The organism is Dermabacter sp. Marseille-Q3180 (assembly GCF_940792985.1).
In the GTDB taxonomy this organism is placed as follows: Bacteria; Actinomycetota; Actinomycetes; order Actinomycetales; family Dermabacteraceae; genus Dermabacter; species Dermabacter vaginalis.
On the sequence record NZ_CALNWU010000004.1, the window covers coordinates 26,563 to 45,586 of the forward strand.

At 64.6% G+C, this 19,024-nt stretch carries 17 protein-coding genes; 10 read left to right on the forward strand and 7 right to left on the reverse strand.

The window, feature by feature from the left end:
• Window positions 1–15: 15 nt before the first annotated feature.
• Window positions 16–1,326 (forward strand): THUMP-like domain-containing protein, encoded by a 1,311-nt coding sequence (locus NBW56_RS09295; protein ID WP_250258946.1) that lies wholly within the window; start codon window positions 16–18, stop codon window positions 1,324–1,326.
• A 25-nt stretch (window positions 1,327–1,351) separates the two neighbouring features.
• Here the strand turns inward: NBW56_RS09295 and NBW56_RS09300 are convergent, their stop codons facing one another.
• Genes NBW56_RS09300 through NBW56_RS09310 form a run of 3 tightly spaced genes read right to left on the reverse strand, consistent with a single transcriptional unit; the run spans window position 1,352 to window position 5,231 of the window.
• Window positions 1,352–2,755, reverse strand: coding sequence for a mannitol dehydrogenase family protein (locus tag NBW56_RS09300; RefSeq protein ID WP_250258948.1), 1,404 nt, complete (start codon window positions 2,753–2,755; stop codon window positions 1,352–1,354).
• Window positions 2,755–4,191, reverse strand: a complete 1,437-nt coding sequence (gene uxaC / locus NBW56_RS09305; protein ID WP_250259202.1) for a glucuronate isomerase — start codon at window positions 4,189–4,191, stop codon at window positions 2,755–2,757. The genes NBW56_RS09300 and uxaC overlap by 1 nt, the downstream gene beginning before the upstream one ends.
• Window positions 4,192–4,193: 2 nt before the next feature.
• Window positions 4,194–5,231 carry a LacI family DNA-binding transcriptional regulator gene (locus NBW56_RS09310; RefSeq protein WP_250258950.1) on the reverse strand — a complete coding sequence of 346 codons (1,038 nt, stop codon included), beginning with the start codon at window positions 5,229–5,231 and terminating at the stop codon, window positions 4,194–4,196.
• A gap of 152 nt (window positions 5,232–5,383) precedes the next feature.
• On the opposite strand from NBW56_RS09310, the gene NBW56_RS09315 reads away from it, so the two are divergent.
• From NBW56_RS09315 to NBW56_RS09345, 7 genes are read left to right on the forward strand one after another with little or no spacing between them, the layout of a single operon-like run.
• Complete coding sequence (locus tag NBW56_RS09315) at window positions 5,384–7,897, forward strand: glycoside hydrolase family 31 protein (RefSeq protein ID WP_250258952.1); 2,514 nt, start codon at window positions 5,384–5,386, stop codon at window positions 7,895–7,897.
• A gap of 34 nt (window positions 7,898–7,931) precedes the next feature.
• Window positions 7,932–8,957 carry a TRAP transporter substrate-binding protein gene (locus tag NBW56_RS09320; RefSeq protein ID WP_250258953.1) on the forward strand — a complete coding sequence of 342 codons (1,026 nt, stop codon included), beginning with the start codon at window positions 7,932–7,934 and terminating at the stop codon, window positions 8,955–8,957.
• Window positions 8,958–8,961: 4 nt separating this feature from the next.
• Window positions 8,962–9,543 carry a TRAP transporter small permease gene (locus NBW56_RS09325; protein WP_250258955.1) on the forward strand — a complete coding sequence of 194 codons (582 nt, stop codon included), beginning with the start codon at window positions 8,962–8,964 and terminating at the stop codon, window positions 9,541–9,543.
• Entirely contained in the window at window positions 9,540–10,841 is a 1,302-nt protein-coding gene (locus tag NBW56_RS09330; protein WP_250258957.1) for a TRAP transporter large permease, read from the forward strand. Before NBW56_RS09325 ends, NBW56_RS09330 begins: the two co-directional genes overlap by 4 nt.
• Window positions 10,842–10,888: 47 nt before the next feature.
• Window positions 10,889–11,971 (forward strand): TRAP transporter substrate-binding protein DctP, encoded by a 1,083-nt coding sequence (gene dctP, locus NBW56_RS09335; RefSeq protein WP_250258959.1) that lies wholly within the window; start codon window positions 10,889–10,891, stop codon window positions 11,969–11,971.
• On the forward strand, window positions 11,968–12,603 hold the full coding sequence (locus tag NBW56_RS09340; protein WP_250258960.1) for a TRAP transporter small permease: 636 nt from the start codon (window positions 11,968–11,970) through the stop codon (window positions 12,601–12,603). The genes dctP and NBW56_RS09340 overlap by 4 nt, the downstream gene beginning before the upstream one ends.
• Before the next feature lie 3 nt (window positions 12,604–12,606).
• The gene (locus tag NBW56_RS09345) at window positions 12,607–13,917 is read left to right on the forward strand and encodes a TRAP transporter large permease (protein ID WP_250258961.1); all 1,311 of its coding nucleotides are present in this window, start codon (window positions 12,607–12,609) and stop codon (window positions 13,915–13,917) included.
• Between the two features lie 17 nt (window positions 13,918–13,934).
• Here NBW56_RS09345 and larB read toward each other — a convergent pair whose 3' ends face one another.
• From larB to NBW56_RS09360, 3 genes are read right to left on the reverse strand one after another with little or no spacing between them, the layout of a single operon-like run.
• The gene (gene larB / locus NBW56_RS09350) at window positions 13,935–14,654 is read right to left on the reverse strand and encodes a nickel pincer cofactor biosynthesis protein LarB (RefSeq protein ID WP_250258962.1); all 720 of its coding nucleotides are present in this window, start codon (window positions 14,652–14,654) and stop codon (window positions 13,935–13,937) included.
• Window positions 14,651–15,520, reverse strand: a complete 870-nt coding sequence (gene larE, locus NBW56_RS09355) for an ATP-dependent sacrificial sulfur transferase LarE (protein ID WP_250258963.1) — start codon at window positions 15,518–15,520, stop codon at window positions 14,651–14,653. Before larE ends, larB begins: the two co-directional genes overlap by 4 nt.
• The gene (locus NBW56_RS09360) at window positions 15,517–16,851 is read right to left on the reverse strand and encodes a lactate racemase domain-containing protein (RefSeq protein ID WP_502799334.1); all 1,335 of its coding nucleotides are present in this window, start codon (window positions 16,849–16,851) and stop codon (window positions 15,517–15,519) included. The genes larE and NBW56_RS09360 overlap by 4 nt, the downstream gene beginning before the upstream one ends.
• A gap of 26 nt (window positions 16,852–16,877) precedes the next feature.
• Here NBW56_RS09360 and larC point away from each other — a divergent pair, with 26 nt between their 5' ends.
• Together larC and larC2 are read left to right on the forward strand one after the other, a co-directional pair.
• Window positions 16,878–17,831: a nickel pincer cofactor biosynthesis protein LarC gene (gene larC, locus NBW56_RS10155; RefSeq protein WP_284346109.1), complete on the forward strand. Its 954-nt coding sequence runs from the start codon at window positions 16,878–16,880 to the stop codon at window positions 17,829–17,831.
• Window positions 17,824–18,282, forward strand: coding sequence for a nickel pincer cofactor biosynthesis protein LarC2 (gene larC2, locus NBW56_RS10160; RefSeq protein WP_284346110.1), 459 nt, complete (start codon window positions 17,824–17,826; stop codon window positions 18,280–18,282). Before larC ends, larC2 begins: the two co-directional genes overlap by 8 nt.
• Here the strand turns inward: larC2 and msrA are convergent.
• Window positions 18,279–18,959 carry a peptide-methionine (S)-S-oxide reductase MsrA gene (gene msrA / locus NBW56_RS09370; protein ID WP_250258965.1) on the reverse strand — a complete coding sequence of 227 codons (681 nt, stop codon included), beginning with the start codon at window positions 18,957–18,959 and terminating at the stop codon, window positions 18,279–18,281. The genes larC2 and msrA overlap by 4 nt on opposite strands.
• Window positions 18,960–19,024 lie beyond the last annotated feature (65 nt).

The following is a 19,024-nucleotide window of genomic DNA, read 5'->3' on the forward strand; positions in this document are numbered from 1 at the left end:
CGTAGCCTGGAGGGCATGAGTTCTTCCGGTCTTTCGCAGCTCCTCACGCCCGAGGGCATGGCCCTCCTCGATACTCTTCCCGAGTACACCGAGGAGGGCTCTCTTGCGCTCTCCGAGCGCTTGCGCGGCGAGGGACACTCCCCCGACCTTGTCGCAGCGGTCCTCACCCAATCTCGGCTCCGCGCGAAGGCTCGCGACAAGTTTGGCGATTTCGCCTCGCGCATGCTGTTCACGGCGCATGGACTCGAGCAGGCCACGCGTCTCGAGGTTGCCGCGCATCACGCCGCGCGTTTTCGCGACGCGGGCCTCGAGAGCGTGGCGGATCTGGGCTGCGGCCTGGGAGGGGACACGATCGCGAAGGCTGGGCTCGGCCTCACCGTTGTTGGCCTCGAGTGCGACGAAGAAACGGCGGCCCTCGCGACCGTGAATGTGCGCCCCTTCCCGAACGCGCGCATCGACCTCGGTCGCGCCGAGGACTTCGATTTCTCGCGCGTGGATGGCGCGTGGTTCGACCCAGCTCGCCGAGAAACCCGCCGCGGCCGTACGGCCCGAGTCCACGATCCAGAGGAGGCACTGCCGCCACTGTCCTTCATTCGCACCGCCGCCGCGAAGCTCGGCGCGGTGGGCGCGAAACTCGCTCCTGCGATCGATCACGAGCATCTTGTGGAGGGCACCGAGACTCAGTGGGTGAGTTGGCACGGCCAGGTTCTCGAGGCGTGCATGTACTTCGGCCCGCTCGCGCGGCGCGTCGGGAATGGGAAGCTCGCGGTGCCGGGCGAGGCCACCGTCGGACCTTCGGGCGCCCTCCCCGAGGGCGCCGTCATCGCCCGCTCCGCCCTCGTGCTCGGTTCCGACGCTCGCCCGGCCCAACTCGTCCCCGATTCTCTTGACGAGGCCGAGCTGCGCAACCCGCCCGCGGGCGAGATCGGAGAGTACGTGTGGGAGCCCGACGGCGCCGTGATCCGCGCGGGGCTGCTCGGAACTCTCGCGCGGAAGCTCGGCGCGCACACGATCGAGGAGTCGATTGCCTACCTCAGCAGCGATGAGGCTGCCGAGCCGGCACTTGCCTCACCCCTCGCACGCGCGTTTCGAGTGCGCGAGGTCATGCCGTTCACGGTCAAGAAGATCGCGGCGCGACTGCGCGAACTCGAGGTGGGCACTCTCGAGGTGAAAAAGCGCGGCATGGATATCGATCCGGCGCGCCTGAGGAAGGACCTCAAGCTCGACCGACGTGCTCCGGGCTCGGCGACGCTCATCGCCACGCGTGCCGGGGAAAGCCGCGTGGCGATCATCGCCACGCCCTGCTCATCCCCGACAAGAGCCTGAGGCGCGCCACCGGACCGGGCAGACCTTAGACCGCCCGGAGCACCCGTTCCACGAACTCTGCGTCGTTCATGAGCTCGGGTTCGAGGAGCTCGAGAAGGGCGCGCTCCACGCCGGCGTCGCCAGCGTTCGCCACGGCCTCATCGATCGCGCTTTGCTGCGCATCGGGTGAGGCGACACCATCGCGCTGACGGCGAACCCAACCGGCGATCGCAGGCACGGCTCCTTTAGCGTCGCGCCCCGCCTCAAGTTCCTTGAGGGCGATCGGCAGGATGCGGATGCGCAGCTTCGCGAGCGAGTCGTTGCCGATCTGCGAGAGCAAGTGCTTGATGTTGGGGTTCTCAAACCGCTCGAGGAGCGCCTCCCGATACGCGCTCGCCTCCACAAAATCGGGCAGGTAACGCGAGGCCTCGTCCCACAGTGCCTCCACTTCGGCGCGCACCTCACTGTCGCCAATCGCCTCGGCAACGGTCTCATAGCCGCGGTTCACGGCAGCGTTCGCGAGGAGCGTGTGAGCGCCGTTGAGGAGCCACAGCTTGCGATTCTCGTACGGCTCGAGATCGTCCGTGAAGATCGCCCCGGCCTTTTCCCACTCGGGGCGCCCGCTCACGAACTCCCCTTCGATGATCCACGAGGCGAACGGTTCGGTCACCACCGGCGAGGCGTCTTCGAAGCCCGTGAGTTTCTCGGCTGCCTCGCGGTCGTCGTCGGTGGCCTTAGGCGTGATGCGATCGATCGAGGTCGAGGTCACCGACACGTTCTCTTTGATCCACGCCGCGGCCTCACTCCCGAGGCACGCGGCATATTCATCGATCACGCCGCGCGTAAGCGGACCATTGCCGGGGAGGTTGTCACACGGCACGATCGTGATCGCTCCGGCGCCCGCGCGGCGGCGCGCCTCGAGGCCGAATACGAGACGTGCAAGTGCGGTTTCGAGCTGGGGAAGGCAAGCGTCGGACTCCCCCTCCCCCGCACCCGAGGCCTCGCCCACCTGCGCGAGTGCCTTCACATCTGCCTGCACGGCGCTGTTCGAGCGGTCGAGCGATCCTTTCGCATCCGTGCCGTAGCCGGCCTCGGTGACGGTGAGCGTCACGAGCGACACGTCGGGGGAACGAAGATCATTGCACAGTGCTTCGAGGTCGCCGGCTGCATGCGCCTCGGAGATCACCGACATAACCTCGGCGTCATCCCCCTCGGCACCGCGCACGACGAGCGTGTACAGGCAGTCCTGGGCCGAGAGTTCCTCTGCGGCGCGGGGGCTGCGGCCCGTATAGGCGGAGATCCCCCACGCCCCTTCGGGATCCACTTCGCTCGTGTACCACGCCTGGTGGGCGCGGAAGAACGCGCCAAGGCCCAGGTGGACGATGCGCACGGGGCGCGGATCAAGACCACCCTTCGCACAGATGTCAGCGTCGCGGCTGAGAACAGTCATCACTTCTCTCCCTTCGAAAGCACGCTCTCGAGCTTGAACACGCGCGTCGGCTGATCGATCGTGAGTTCCCGAATGATCCGAAGCGCGCTCGCCTTCGAAAGCCGCCCCTCCATGATGTATCGGGCAAGGAACGCCGAGTCGCAGCGGCGCGCCATATCGTGGCGCGTGGGAATCGAGAGGAACGCGCGCGTATCGTCAATGAAGCCCGAGCCGCGCGTGAAGCCTGCGGTCTCGGTGATCGCCGAGCGGAAACGCATGATCGCGTCGGGCGCGTCGATGAACCACCACGGCGCACCGATGAACACGCTCGGGTAGAAACCGGCGAGCGGGGCAACCTCGCGCGAGTACATCGTCTCGTCAATCCCGAAAAGCACGAGGTGGAAGCCCTCCTCAAGCCCCACCTTTTCGAGAAGCGGGCGAATGTTGCGCGTGTATTCGATTCCTTCGGGAATGTCGTGGCCCGTATCGGGACCGAAGCGGTCGAACGTCGCCGATGAGTGGTTACGGAACACACTCGGGTGGAGGGTCATCACCAGTCCATCCTCGGCGCTCATTTCGGCGCAGCGCACGAGCATCGCGCCCGTAAAATCGCGCTTTTCGGCATCGGTCGCGGTGCCATCAACAGTCTTGACGAGGAGCGCCTCGAGCGCGTCGTCGTCGAGGTCGATCGTGTAGGGAGTGGGCACGCCGTGATCGGCGGAAATCGCGCCCGCGTTGATGAAGCGCTCGCGCGAAGCTTTGAGGGCGCGCAGGTAATCCGCGAGGGAGCGTGGATCGCCACCCACGCTGTCCGCGAGCGCGGTCGCGGCCTCGGTGAAGCCGGGTTTGTTCGGGTCGAGGAAGCGGTCGGGGCGCCACGTGGGAACGACACGCCCGTACAGCTCGCCCGCTTCGTGGAGCCGCGCGAGTTCGGCGTGGGCCTCGAGGTCGTCGAGCGGGTCGTCGGTCGTCGCGAGGAAGCTGATCTTGAAGCGCTCGAAAAGGGCGCGCGGGCGGAATTCTTCGGTCGCGAGCTTCGCGGCGATCTGGTCGTAGAGCCGATCGGCGCTTTCCTCGCTCGGTTCCTCGCTGATGCCAAAGAGGGACACGAATTCGTCGGTGAGCCAGTACCCGCTCGCGGTGCCCTCGAGCACGTGCCAGTTGGCGCAGAGGATTCGCCAGGCCTCGCGCGGGTCAACGGGCTCGGCGGTGCCCACGCCCACGGTCGCAAGGTCCACGCCGTTCGCGTGAAGCATGCGAAACACGTAGTGGTCAAACGTGAGGAAGAGGTTCGTGGGGTCGGGGAACGGTTCGTTGTCGAGGAGAAGCCGCGGATCCACGTGCCCGTGCGGCGAGAGGATCGGAAGGTCCTTGACCTCGCCGTAGATTTCGCGCGCGAGGGCGCGCGTTTCGGGATCGGCGGGAAAGAGGCGGTCCGGGTTGAGGTCGAGTGTCACGGTCACTTTTTCCCTTTCGTTCGAGGTGCGGGGCCGACGGAGCCTCGCATGACTAGCTGCGTGGGGTAGGTATCGATTCCAGGTTCACGCTCGCCGCTGAGTGCGGCGTGAACGTGGCGGACGGCGGCGGCGCCCATGTCTTCGAGCGGCGCGGCGATGGTGGTGAGAGGTGGGGCCGTAAAGTCGGAGCCGAAAATGTCGTCGATTCCGGTGATCGAGAGGTCGCCCGGAACGCTGAGGCGAGCGTCGCGCGCGGCGGTGAGCAGACCGATCGCCATGATGTCGTTGTAGGCGAGTACGGCACTCGCGCCGGTGGCACGCACGGCTTCGAGCGCGGCGGAGCCGGCTTTGCGGGTGGGGCGGTGCGGGCCGAGCCTCACGGCCTCGACGCCCCGATCGCCTGCGGCGGCTTCGATGACGCTCCAGCGCCTCGCGTCCGTCCACGAACTCTCGGGACCGGCGAGATAGCAAAGGCGGTCATGTCCCTCGGCGGCGAGGGTCCGCACGAGCTCTCGCAGGGCCGGCTCATGATCGGCAAGGACCGAAAAGGCCGACGGTGACTCGCGATTGATCGTGACCACGGGATTGAGAGCCGCGATTTTTGCGATCGCTCCGTCGTCGAGGCGGGAGCTCGCGAGCACGAAGGCGTCCACCGACGGAGCGAGAGAATGGGCGCGTGAAGCTTCCTTCACGTGGTCCTCGCGAAATTCTGAGGTCACGAGCACATAGCCATGCTTTTCTGCTTCGCGTTCGGCGCCACGGACGATCTCAAACGAGACGGGGTTCGTAATGTCGGCAACGAGGAGGGCAATCGTGCCGGTGCGCCCCGTGGGCAGGGCACGCGCGGCGGGGTTCGCACGGTAGCCGAGTTCCGCGGCGGCGTGCTTGATGCGTTCTTCTGTCGCTTTACTGACCCGGCCGGGCTTGTGAAGGGCGCGCGAGGCGGTCGAGGGGCTCACGCCCACGTGTTTCGCGATGTCGTAGATCGTGACGCGGCGCGCGGGGGTGCGGGGCGGCGTTGCGGAGTGTTCGTTGGGCATTCTGGGCTTTCGGCGACGTCGTTGTCTTCTCTCGTCGTGTCGAGACTACCCCTGAGTTCACCGCGACGGCAACCGGTTGCACAATTCTCCGATGTGTGCGACCCTGATCACGTCAGGAATCAACGACGCCGCCGCGACAAGGGGTCCCGCAGATGCGACACGCCACCACTCTCCTCTCCTGTACACAGGAAGGAGTCACCGTCACCCTCCACACGGATGCCGCCCCCATCCGCCTCCTTGCCCTGACACCCGAGATTCTTCGCATCCGCGCGGGCTTCACCGATGACGGTGCGTTCCGCGAAGCGTCCTACAGCCTCGTGACCACGGCGTGGAGCGACGAGCTCGATGACTACATGGGTGATAAACGCACCCGAATCGAGCCCTCCCCCCTCACGCTCGATGACAACCCCGACTCCCCCACCGTCACGGTGCAAGGAGAACGCTTGCGGGTCGAAATCGACCGGGAACCCTTCCGCCTGAGGGTTTTCGATTCCGACGGCACCCTGCTTCACGCCGATCTGATCGATCGCGGGTACCGGCTGGACCGCAATCAACGGCGCATCCATACGAGCGAGATCGCCCCGGACGACCACTTCTACGGTTTCGGCGAAAAGACGGGCGAATTTAACAAGGCGAAGTCGTTCATGACGATGCGCGCCCAGGATTGCCTCGGCTACGACGCTGAGAGGGCCGATTCCCTCTATAAGCACATCCCGTTCTACATCAAGACGAACGAGGTAAGCGGGGCAGCCGTCGGATACTTCTACCACAACACGTTCGCGTGCGATTTTGACATGGGCCGCTCCCACTCGAACTATTGGCCCGCCCACTCTACGTACCGCGCGGACGGTGGGGACATTGACCTGTTCCTCATTGCCGGCCCGAGCGTGCGTGAGGTCGTCACGCGCTACACGCTCCTCACGGGCACCTCGGCCATGCTTCCCGCCGCCGCCCTCGGCTACCTCGGAAGCTCGATGTACTACCCCGAGCTGCCGAAGGATGCCGACGACGCAATCCTCAACTTCTACGAGCACGCCAAGCTCGAAAAGATCCCCATGGATGGTTTCCAGCTGTCCTCGGGCTATTGCCAACAGGACACTGAGGCGGGGCTCAAGCGCTGCGTGCTCACGTGGAACACCGAACGCTTCAAGGACCCGGCAAACTTTTTCGCCGAGTCGGAAAAGCGCGGCATCGTCGTTTCGCCCAACGTGAAGCCGGGCGTACTGTGTGTGCACCCGCGCATGCCCGAACTAATCGAGGACGGCGTTTTCGTGCGCGCCGCAGATTCCGATGACCCCGCGCCCGCTCGCTGGTGGGGCGGCCCCGGCCACATGGTCGACTTCACGAACCCCAAGGCCCGCGAGCGTTGGGAAAAAGACCTCACCGAGAACATGCTCGACTACGGCACGGCGTCGATTTGGAACGACAACTGTGAGTACGACTCGATCGTGGATGAGGACGCGCACTGCGACTTCGACGGTTACGGCGCGCCGCTCGCGGAAGCTCGCTCGATCATGGCAAACATCATGTGCTCGCTTACCGCGGACGCGATCGGGAAAACCCATCCGAACAAGCGACCCTTCATCGTGTGCCGCGCGGGCTACGCGGGTATTCAGCGCTTCGCGCAAACGTGGTCGGGCGATAACCACACGTGCTGGGAAACCCTCAAGGCGAACATCGCGACGATGCTCGGGATGAGCCTCTCGGGCGTCGCGAACCAGGGTGGTGACATCGGCGGCTTCCACGGCCCCGCCCCCGAGGGCGAGCTGTTCGTGCGCTGGGTTCAAAATGGCATCTTCCAGCCGCGCTTTTCGATCCATTCCGTGAACTCCGATAACTCGGTCACCGAGCCGTGGATGTACCCGAGCCTTACGCCGCTCGTGCGCGAGGCGATCCAGCTGCGCTACCGCCTCTTCCCGTACCTGTACTCGCTCATGGAGCGCGCACACCGCACGGGCCTGCCCATCGCGGAGCCGCTCGTGAGCGCCTTCCAACACGATCCCGCGGTGTGGGACGAAGACGTGAACTACATGCTCGGCGACTCGCTCTTCATTGCGAACGTCGTCGACAAGGGCGCCGAAACAAAGACCGTGACTCTCCCCAGGGGCGAGGTGTTCTACGACTTCGCCACCCGCGAGCGCTACGAAGGTGGGTGCACCTACGACATTCCCGTCACGCTCGCCTCGATCCCCACGTTCGTGCGCGAAGGCGGCATCATTGCGCTTTCGCGCGAGGACCACATGAGTGTCTCGAGGGAGCAGGTCGATTCCCTCACGCTCGTGACCGCGCCGGGCCGCGACGGCGAATTCACCCTGTACGAGGACGACGGCGCCACGATGGACTACACGCGCGGCGCCTTCTGCGCGACAACCGTGACCATGACCGCCGGTGACCGAGTGCTCTACACCTTCACGAAGGAAGGCGACCTCGACACCCGCATCACCACGCTCGAACTCCAGGCCATTTCCCCTGGCCAGGCACCCTTCTGGGTGAGCATCGACGGCGAGCATATCCCGCACGCCCTACATCCGAGCGACTTCGACTCGCAGGCCACCGTGTGGCTCTACGATCTCGAAACCTCCACCGTCCGCATCAAAACCCCATGGGACTCGAACGAGCACACGATCGTGATCTCGTTCGAGCAATTCGACATGATCGGCATGTAACTGCCCCTCCCCTACACCGTTGCAAGGAGGCAACATGACTCGTCGCGTCACACGACGATCGGCGCTCGGCCTCGGGGCCGCCGCGCTGTCCGCCGCTGCGTTTGCCGGATGCTCGTCCGGCAAGTTCACGAAGGACGGCAAGGTCAAACTGCGCATGGCCCACACGCTGGGCGACAAGCACCCCACCTCGAAGGCCCTCCAGATTTTTGTGGACGAGGTCGAGAGCCGTTCAAACGGCGAGATCAGCATCGAGGTTTTCGGCAACGGCGTTCTCGGCAGCGAGACCGAGTCGATCGAGCAGCTGAGCCGCGGTGTCGTGGACATCGTGCGCTGTGCGGCGCCGTCGATCGCCCCGTACTCCTCGGGCTACAACGCCTTCGGCTTGCCGTTCCTGTTCGACGACGAAGAGCACTACTATCGCGCGATGGATTCGGGCGACATGCGCTCCTTCTTCGATTCGAGCACCGAAGACGGCTTCCGCACCCTCACCTACTACACGTCGGGCGCACGCTCGTTCTACACGGTCGATACGGCGATTGAAACGCCCGACGACCTGCGCGGCTTCAAGATTCGCGTGCAGAACTTCCGCTCGCAAACGGAGCTCATTAGCAAGCTCGGTGGCACGCCGCTCATCCTCCCGTTCGGCGAAATCTACACGGGCCTCCAAACCGGCCTCGTGGACGGCGCCGAATCGAACGAGACCGCCCTCACCGACTCCGCCCACGGCGAGGTCGCCAAGGTATTCACGTACACCGAGCACACGATGATCCCCGACGTCCTCTCTTTCAGCGAGGCGACGTGGAAACTGCTCGAAGAGGATTACCACACCGTGCTCACCGAAGCGGCGGTCGCTTCCACCGAGCAACACAAAGCCATCTGGAGTGAGGCGATCACCCAGTCCATCACGGATGCGGAAGCCATGGGCGTCACGTTCGTGAAAGACGTGGACCGCGAGCCGTTCCGCGAACTCACCTCGGGGATCGTTCCCGAGTTCGTTGACCACTACGACGGCGTCAGCACCGTGCTCGACGCCATCGACAACGCACGCAAGGGGGCGTAAGGCCATGTACGACACCATGCTCAAGCTCAAAAAGGGCATCACCGTGTGCCTGTTCGTTATTGCGGGCATCCTGCTTGCCGCGATGGCGCTCCTCGTGATCATCCAGGTGTTCACGCGCTACGTTCTCTCCGATCCCGCTGACTGGACCGAGGAACTCGTCACCGTTTCGCTCATGTGGGCGTGCTTCCTGTGCGGCGCCTACGCATTCGTCAACCGCAAGCACATGGCCCTCGTGTTCTTCCGCGACCGCCTCGGCGCAAGTGGCAAGCGCATCGTCATGATCCTCGTCGACGCGCTCGCTCTCGCCTTCGCGGCAATCGTGATCGTGTGGGGCGGCACGCAGCTCACGCTCGTCTCCCTCGATGCGCCATCCGCGATCCTCCAGATCCCCCGTGGCCTCTCCTATGGCGCGGCCCCCGTCGGCGGCATTTTCATGGTGCTCGCCCAGATCATCAACCTGTGGGAGGACTTCACGGGAAACACCCTCCCCGATACCGACTTCGGCGCCGATGACGAGACCCTCGTGGCCGAAGCCGCCGCCGACATCCCCACCGAGACCATCGAAACTAAGGAGGCCCGCGCATGAGCACCATGACGGTCACCCTGCTCCTGTTTGGCACCTTCTTCGTTCTGCTCGCCGTTGGCGTGCCGATCGCGATCGGCATTTCCGTTGCCGCTTTCGCGAGCATCCTCATGATCCTCCCGCCCGATCAGGCCATCTTCGTCGTCATGCAGAAGATGAACACGGGCCTCGAATCCTTCACCCTGCTCGCGATCCCCCTGTTTATTCTCGCGGGCAACATCATGAACAACGGCGGCATCGCGAAGCGCCTGATTGCGCTCGCGGAACTTGTCACGGGCCGCGTGCCCGGCTCGCTCGTGCACACGAACATCGTGGGCAACATGCTCTTTGGTGCGCTCTCCGGCTCGGCGGTTGCCGCGGCGGCGGCGATTGGCGGCACCATGAGTAAGCAGCAGCGCGAGCGCGGCTACGACCCGGCCTTCACCGCAGCAGCGAACATTGCTTCGGCCCCCTCGGGTCTCCTCATTCCGCCGACCACGGCGTTCATCGTGTACTCGATGATCGCGGGCGGCACGTCGATCGCGGCGCTGTTCATGGCGGGCGCGGTTCCCGGCATTCTCATGGGCCTCACCGTGATCGCGGTCGCGCTCGTGCACGCGATCCGCAAGAAGTACCCAACCTCGGGCGCCGTGAGCCTCTCGCAGGCCGGCAAGACGATCCTCGACGCGATCCCGGCGCTCCTGCTCATCATCGTCGTCGTGGGCGGCATCGTTGCGGGTATCTTCACCGCGACCGAGGGCGCGGGCATCGCCGTCGCGTACTGCCTCATCCTCGCACTCCTCTACCGCAGCCTCACGTGGAGCGACGTCAAGGCCATCATGGGCCGCACGATCGCGACGACCGGCGTGATCCTCCTGCTTATCGCGGCGAGCTCCGCAATGAGCTGGGTCATGGCTTACACGGGCATGCCGCAGGCGATCAGCGATCTTCTCCTCGGCGTTTCCGATAACCCGATCGTGATTCTCCTGCTCATCAACGTCGTGCTCATTGTGGTCGGGACGTTCATGGACATCACGCCCGCGATCCTCATCTTCACGCCGATCTTCCTCCCCATCGCGGAGGGCATCGGCATGGACCCGGTCCACTTCGGCGTGGTGCTCGTGTTCAACATGTGCATCGGCACGATGACCCCGCCCGTTGGCTCCGTGCTCTTCATCGGTACGAGCCTTGCGGGCACGACGATCGAGAAGGTCATCCCGAGGCTCCTGCCGTACCTCGCGGCGTTGTTCCTCATGCTGCTCGTCGTCACGTTCGTGCCCACGCTGTCCCTGTGGCTGCCGGGCGCGATGGGGCTTTTGTAAGCTGCCGGCCAGTCGGCAGCGTGTGAAATCAAAGGAGATTGATCGTCATGGCACCAGTGCACCCTTTTGCAGGGGTGGATGGGCGTCACCGCTTCCCTTCCCGCGTCCTATCGCGACGGTCCGTTCTCGGCCTTGCCACGGCAACCGGCGCGGCCACCGTTCTCGCGGCGTGTGGAGGGGCGGAGGGCAGCGTGAGCACCGATCACGTCTTGTCCGTGTCCCTCAACCAAACGGAAACACACCCGAGCTACATCGCACTCGCGAAATTTGGTGAGCTTCTCAGAGAGGCCACGAACGGCCGTTGGGGCGCGCGCGTGTACCCAAATGAAAGTCTCGGTGCGCAGCAGGAAGTAATCCAGCTCGTCGCGGATGGCGCCGTCGACATGGCAGTCATTTCGAGTCCACAAATGGAGAACCTCTCACTGCGCTTCCGCCCTCTGAACCTTCCGGGTGTCTTCACCGATAGCGACCACCAGGCAGCGGTGCTCAAGGACGAGTCAATTGTGGGTGAGCTTTTCGAGTCACTCGTCGAATCGAAGAACCTGAGGGTTATCGGCGGGTTGACGCAGGGCTCACGGCACATGTACACGAAGGCACCCGTGTCTTCACCCGACGATCTCGCGGGGAAGAAGATCCGCGTGCAGGAGTCGGATGTGTTCATTTCACTCATGCGCGCGATGAGTGCCTCTCCCACGCCTATGGCCTACGGCGAGGTGTACACCGCTCTTCAGGCTGGCGTACTCGATGGCGCGGAGAACAACGAGATTAGCTACGTGACGCAGCGGCACTACGAGGTCGCGAAGCATTTCACTCTCACGAACCACCTCGTCGGCCTCGACTACGTCGTCGCGGGTGAGAACACGCTCAAGAAAATGAGCGCGAACGATCGCGAAGCGTTCCACGACTGTTTTACGAAGGCGCAGGACTACTTCGTTGAGTTGTGGAAATCGGAGACCGATAAGGCGATCGACGCGATGAAGGAGGCCGGCTCGACGATTCACGAGATTGACCCGTCGGTATTCGGCCCAGCCATCGACGCGGTCGCCGAGCAGTTCCTCACGACTCCCGAAGACGAGGAGCTTTACACGAAAGTCCGCGAACACGAATCGGCGAAGGGAGATTCAAAGTGAGTACCGCATCCGTCTCTACGCAGGTCACCGCGCAGGTGTCCTCACTTCGTCGCGGCATCATCGAGACCCTCAAATGGGTCAGCGTCGTAATTTTCGCTGTTCTCGTTCTCGTCGTGTTGTGGCAGGTGTTCGCACGCCAGGTCCTCAGCCAGCCCTCAACCTGGTCCACGACCGTCGCACAGTACATGCTCGTGTGGCTCACGCTGTTCTCAATGGCGTTCGTGTTCGCGGAGCGTGGCCACGTCGCCGTCGATATCGTGTCGCGTCTCGCGCCCCCAGCGGTGCAGAAGATTCTCGCGATCCTCGTTGAGCTCGCCGTCGCGCTGTTCGCAGGTCTCGGTCTCGTGTGGGGCGGCATCCGCGGTGTTGCGCTCACGTGGGGCCAATCGATCCCGGGCCTGTCCCTCACGATCGGCCACATGTACCTTGCGCTTCCCGTGTGCGGCGCGATCGTGCTCGTAGTGGCAGCCTTGGACCTGATCGAGGCGGCGAGGTACGGCGTTCTCACTTCCCTCGAGCCTCAAGCTTCCGACGCTATCCCCGCCCCCGCCATTCCTCGCCAGAGCGCGGATGCTGGCCCTCATTTACCTCACCGAACGACCGGTGACATGACAGACTCGACGGAGGTGTAGGCCGTGGATCCCGCAATGCTCGCCGGTTCCATTCTTGTCATCGGCATTGCTCTACTCATTCTCATTGGTGCTCCGATCGCTGTCGCGATTGGCCTGCCCTCGGTCATCGCGCTCATCGCCGTTCTTGACGCGGATTCCGCGGTGTTCGTCGCGGCCCAGCGAATATTCACGGGGTCGAGCTCCTTCACGCTTCTCGCGATTCCCTTCTTCGTGCTCGCGGGCAACCTCATGAACAGTGGTGGCATCGCGACGCGCCTCATTGACGCGGCGAAAGTGCTCGTGGGACGCCTCCCGGGTTCACTCGCGCACACGAATGTCGTGGCGAACGCACTTTTCGGTTCGGTGTCGGGCGCTGCAGTCGCCTCGGCAGCAGCCGTTGGCACAACGATGAACCCGCGTCAGCGTCGCGAGGGCTACGACCCTGCGTTCGCTGCGGCCGTCAATGTGGCCTCGGCGCCGTCGGGCATGCTGATCCCGCCATCGAACACGCTCATCGTGTACTCGCTCGTGTCCTCAACGTCCGTTGCCGCACTATTCGTCGCGGGCTACGGGCCTGGCCTCGTGTGGGTGCTCGCGTGTATAGCAGTCATCCTGCTCGCGGCGCGCAGGCGCACCGAGCTTCGCGGCACCACCGAGCGCATCCCTCTCTCGGTAGCCGCGATGACGCTTGTGAAGGCCGTACCGGCAATCCTCATGATCGTCATCGTCGTGGGCGGTCTTCTCGCGGGGATGTTTACGGCAACGGAATCAGCCGTGATTGCTGTCGCGTATTGCTTCATCCTTGGTCTCGTATACCGCGAGCTACACCTCAAAGACATGCCCGGTATCCTCGCGGCCTCGGCGCGCACGACCGCCGTAGTCATGCTCCTTGTCTCGGTGTCCTCAGCTCTTGGTTGGGCCCTCAGCTACGCGACGATCCCGGAAACGGTTGCCCACGCACTCTTGTCGCTCGCCGATTCGAAGATTCTCATTCTTCTCATCATGATGGCGGTTCTTCTCGTGGTGGGGACCTTCATGGACCCCACTCCCGCGATTTTGATCTTCACGCCGATCTTCCTTCCCATCGCGGAGCAGCTCGGTGTGGATCCGGTTCACTTCGGTCTCATGATCACGTTTAACCTGTGCATCGGCACGATTACGCCGCCCGTGGGAAACGTGCTGTTCGTGGGCGCGAAGGTGGGCGAAGTACGCGTGGAGCCCGTGATTCGCGCACTCGTGCCATTCCTGATTGCACTCATGATCGGGCTTTTGCTCGTGATGTTCATTCCGCAGATCACGATGTTCCTGCCCGGCGTGTTCGGCGTGCTCTCGTAAAGTTCCAACGACGATTTCTACTCGGTTTCTCGGGGCGCCCACCGTGCAATTTGCGCGGCGAGGTGCCCCGCGCCGTATCCGTTGTCGATATTGACCACGCCGATGCCTGGCGCGCACGCCGAGAGCATTGTGAGGGCCGCACTCACTCCCCCGGCTGCGACGCCGTAGCCAACCGACGTGGGCAGCGCGACAACGGGGCACGGTACCTGCCCGGCAATCACCGTGGGGAGCGCACCGTCCATGCCCGCGACGGCAACGATGCACGCGGATTTCCGCAGCTCGGGCAGGCGCTCGAGCAGCCGGTGCAGTCCCGCGATCCCAATATCGGGGATGAGTCGGGTGGGGCGGCCCAGGTAGCGCGCTGTCAGTTCTGCCTCGCGCGCGACGGGCAGGTCGCTCGTGCCGGCACACGCCACGGTCACGAGCCCGCCCGTGGGATCCGGTTCCGACGCTGGCCACGCCCCGAGCGATGCTTCTTCCTCATGGAAGAAGCCCGGCAGCTCCTCTCCGATAGCGGCGGCTTTTTCGGTGTCGAGGCGGGTAAAGAGTGTGGGCAGCGCGGGCTCGCCACCGTCGGTCTCCGCGCGTTCGCGGATCGCGCGGGCGATTCGCACAAGCTGCTCCACGCTTTTCGCGTCGCACAGGATCGCCTCGGGGGCGCCCCGCCTTGCGGCACGATCAAAGTCGAGGTCGGCGATGGTGGCGAGGGAGGCGTCGGGCCCCTTGTGCGCGCTCACAACGTTCCCTTCGCGTTCATGATGCTGAGCGTGAACGCCCCCGATTGGAGGCCGGCGAGGTCGAGGGTGACGTTGCGGAACCCTGCCTTCCTTCCGGCGTTCACGAGCGCCGCGCGGATTTCCGGCTCGACGGCGCGCGGAAGCTCGTCCTGAGGTACTTCGATGCGCGCGATGCGGCCGTGGTGGCGCACGCGGCAGTCGCTAAAGCCCAGGTCAAACACGGCATCCTCGAGATCTTCGACCTGGCGAAGCTTCTCGGGCGTGACCTCCTCGCCATGCGGGATACGTGAGGCGAGGCACGGCGCGGCCGGTTTATCAGCAACGGGAACGCCGAGGGCTCGCGCAACCTCGCGCACATCGCTCTTCGTGAGGCCCGCGCTCGCGAGGGGGCGGAGCACCGCGTGGTTCGTCGCGGCGCCCGCACCGGGGCGATCGGGGCGCTTCGCATCGTCGGCATTCTCACCGTAGGCCACGGCATCGAGGTCAAGTTCGTCAAGCACCTCGTCCTCGATGCGCGTGAAAAGCTCGTCCTTGCAGAAGAAGCAGCGGTCCACGCCGTTCGCGATGTATTCGGGGCGCTCGCCTTCGTGGGTCTCGATCTCGTGAACGGGCACGCCGATCGCTTTCGCGACCTCGTGGGCGGTTTGCCGTTCGCGCCGCGCAAGCGAGGGCGACACCCCGAGGAGGGCTACGACGCGCTCGGCGCCGAGCGCCCGCACCGCGAGCGCCGCGAGGGTCGCCGAGTCCACCCCACCCGAGTAAGCGATTCCCACGCGCTCGTGTTCGGTGAGCTCGCGCATGGCGGCATCCGCGCGCGCGGCGAGGTCTCCGGTCAGCTGAGGCACGGTTGTGAGCGGTGCGCTCACAGCGGCTGCCGTTCGCTCTCGAGGCGGTGCAAAACCTCACCCGCGTGGTCGACGACAAGCGTATCGGGATCGTTCCGCAGGGCCTCGAGGTCAAGCGAGGCGGGATCCACGTACTCGACGTTGTATTCCGCGCACACCTCCGGCGAGATCTGCGTGGCGAACGCGCGGCGCACGCGGTTGTGTTCTTCGCCGGTCTCGGGATCGTACGTGCCGAGGCCCGTGACGTGGGTGGAGTGGGCGAGCTCGCCCCACGGGTGGTTCTTGAAGCGGTCCCACTGCTTCGTGAAGTACTCGATGTTGTGATAGCCGATGTCGCGAAGACCTGAATGCATGGCGGCGACCTCCGTGATGTGCGGGGCGTAGATGATGACCTGGCCACCGTCGGCACACACGGGCTCGAGCTTGTAAAAGCCCTTCGCGCCCGTCCAAATGTCTTCGTACATCTCCGGCATGATCGCGACGATCCGCTTGTACGGTTTTTCGACGTAGCGAATGTGCGTGTGGGCCGAGATTTGCGCGCACGCCGCCCATGCACTCTCAGGGCTACCGAAGCTCATCGCGTGCAGGTCGCTGCTCGCGGAGCGCACGACCATCGCGAGGCAGTACTTTTCGGTCTCGATGCGCGCGCTCGCCGCATCGATCAGCTCGCGTACGGGCGTGATGCCGAGCGCCCCGATGATGCGGCTCGCCGTGATGAGCGCCCCCACCCAGTGGGAGATGTCGATGACGTCGTGCACGGAGCAGCCGGGGAAGAAGTACTTGTTGCCACCCGAAAAGCCCACCACCTCATGGGGGAATACTGGCCCGACGATAAGGTTCACGTCGGCCTCAACCACATGGCGGTTGATGTGCACGCGCATGGGCACATCATCGAGAAGACCGCCCGTGAGCTCGGCGATGGTCTCGGCACTGATCTCACCGAGGTCCGCGATCTCCGCCTCGTTGTCCCATTCGTGGTTGCGGATCTCGAAAGCCGGGTAAGTCTCGCGGAGTTTGCCGGGGCCCGTGCCGAGCATCCGCTCGATGTGCTCGTCGCTCATCGCGGCGTGCGTGCCAAGCGCGATGAGCACTGTCACGTGGGAGGCGCGATCCTTGAGCGCGTCGTGAACGGCGGGCATCACGCGCGGGAGCGGTACTGACCGGGTGCCGTCGGGAATAATCACGCACACGCGCTTGCCGTCGAGGTCGGTGTTCGCGAGCTGTTCCCCCACAAAATTCGCGATCTGCTCGTCGGTGAGGGTGTCGTTGGGGCCACCAATGCGAGCGGCGGCGCTCACTAGCGAGGCGGGAATGGGCTTCACGTGACTTACTCGTTCGCTCATGGTGCCCATTATCGCGCGGATTACAATCGGTTGCCATGGGACACAGTGAGCACTTCAGCAATAGCGCCCCCTCTCCTACGATCGCGTGGATCGACGCAACTGCGGGTATCGCGGGCGACATGCTTCTCGGGGCCCTCGTGGATGCGGGTGCCGACCTCGATGCCGTTCAGTCCGTGATCGATTCGCTCATCCCTGACGCCGTGAAACTCTCCTCTCGTGTCGTGGACCGCTGCGGGCAGCGGAGCGTCAAGGTCGACGTCGAGATGCGCGTGGAGAACCCGCCCCACCGTACGTGGACCTCGATCCGCGACATGCTCGAGGGTGCGCGAGGGGCGATCCCCGAACGCACGATTGACCTCGGTTTACGCGTTTTCGCTCTGCTCGCCCACGCTGAGGGCCGCGCCCACGGCATCGACCCCGAGGATGTCCATTTCCACGAGGTGGGTGCGCTCGATTCGATCGCCGACGTGATCGGCGCGTGCGAGGCGTGGCGTCAGCTCGGGATCGCTTCAGCCACGGGCAGCACGATCGCGGTCGGCTCGGGTCGTATTCGTGCCGCTCACGGGGATATTCCGGTGCCGGTTCCGGCAACGGCATATTTGGCGGAAGGATGGCCGACGGTTGCCGGCGACCTGCTGCCCCCACGACCGCACGGCGACGACCATGCGCATGAGCATTCGCACGAGCATTCGCACGGCCACGACCATTCCCACGACCATTCCCACGACCACCAGCACGAGCCGCCGCTTCCCGCGCACGCCGCGGGCGGCCCGCACGCCGCGGCCCTTCCCCCGGCAGGCGTCGCCCCAGGCATTGGTGAACTCGCCACCCCCACGGGCGTTGCCCTCATGCGCGGCCTCGCGGAAAGCTACGGCCCCATGCCGGGAATGGTGACGCGAGCGGTTGGTATTGGGGCGGGCACGAAAGACACACCCGGTCGACCGAATGTTGTGCGCATCTTCCTCGGGGAGCGCTACCCCCATGCATGACGCCCACGACACTCCCGAGCAGGTCATCCAACTCGAGACGAATGTTGACGACGCCGATCCGCGCCTGTGGCCCGGCATCATCGACGCGATGCTCGAGGCCGGCGCACTCGACTGCTGGCTCACCCCGATCATCATGAAGCACGGCCGCCCCGCCGTGACCGTTCACGCCCTCGCACGATTGGGCGAGGAAATCCGCCTCGCCGATCGGCTCCTCGATCTCACTGGCTCGCTCGGTGTGCGCTACGCGCCTCTCCACAGGCGAATCCTCACCAGGCGGTTCGAAAAGATCGAGGTTGAGGGCGTGGAGGTGGCCTTCAAGATCGCTATGCGTTCCGACGGTTCCGTGGCAACCGTCGGACCTGAATTTCGAGACGTGCAGGCCCTCGCCCAAAAATTGGGCATCACCGAACGCGAAGCGCTGCGGCGCGCCCGGGACGCCTACTCCTCTTAGAGTGCGCCTTCAAGGGAACACGCGACGCCGTTGAAGCCGTGATTGCAGTAGCCACCCGGGTTCTTCGCGAGGTACTGCTGATGCTCAGGCTCTGCGTAGTAGTACTTGCCCGCCCCAGCCTCACTCAGCGGCGCCACCACCGTGGTGATGCTGCCGCGGCCGGCCGCCGTGAGAGCCTCCTGATATGTCTCGAGGGACGCACGCACGATTCGCTCTTGAGCGGGATCAGTCCAAAAGATCGCGCTTCGGTACTGCGTGCCAATGTCATTGCCCTGCTGATTCTCCGTCGTGGGATCGTGCTGCTGCCAGAACTCGGTGAGAACGCGCGCGAGCGCTGCCTCATCCTCGTAGATGACCTTCACGGCTTCGGCGTGGCCCGTCTTCGCCGAGCACACTTCCTCATACGTGGGGTGGGGTGTGTAGCCTCCCGCATACACCGCCGCCGTGGTCCACACGCCGGGAATTTGCCACATGAGGCGCTCGATGCCCCAGAAGCAGCCGCCCGCAAGGATCAATTCGTGCGAGCCCTCCGGCGCGCCCTCGCCGAGCATGTCCGTGCCGAGCACGAGATGCTCATGCGAAAGCGGAAAGGGGTAGTCATCACGGCCGGCGAGCGCCTCTTCGGGCGTCACCATGATCTTTTTGTGCGCGTTCATGAACTCGAGAAAAGGAAGCATGAGGTGAACCTACGCGCCTGGACTGGACGACCCATGGGCGGGGCGCTTTCTCCGTTCTCCCTCCC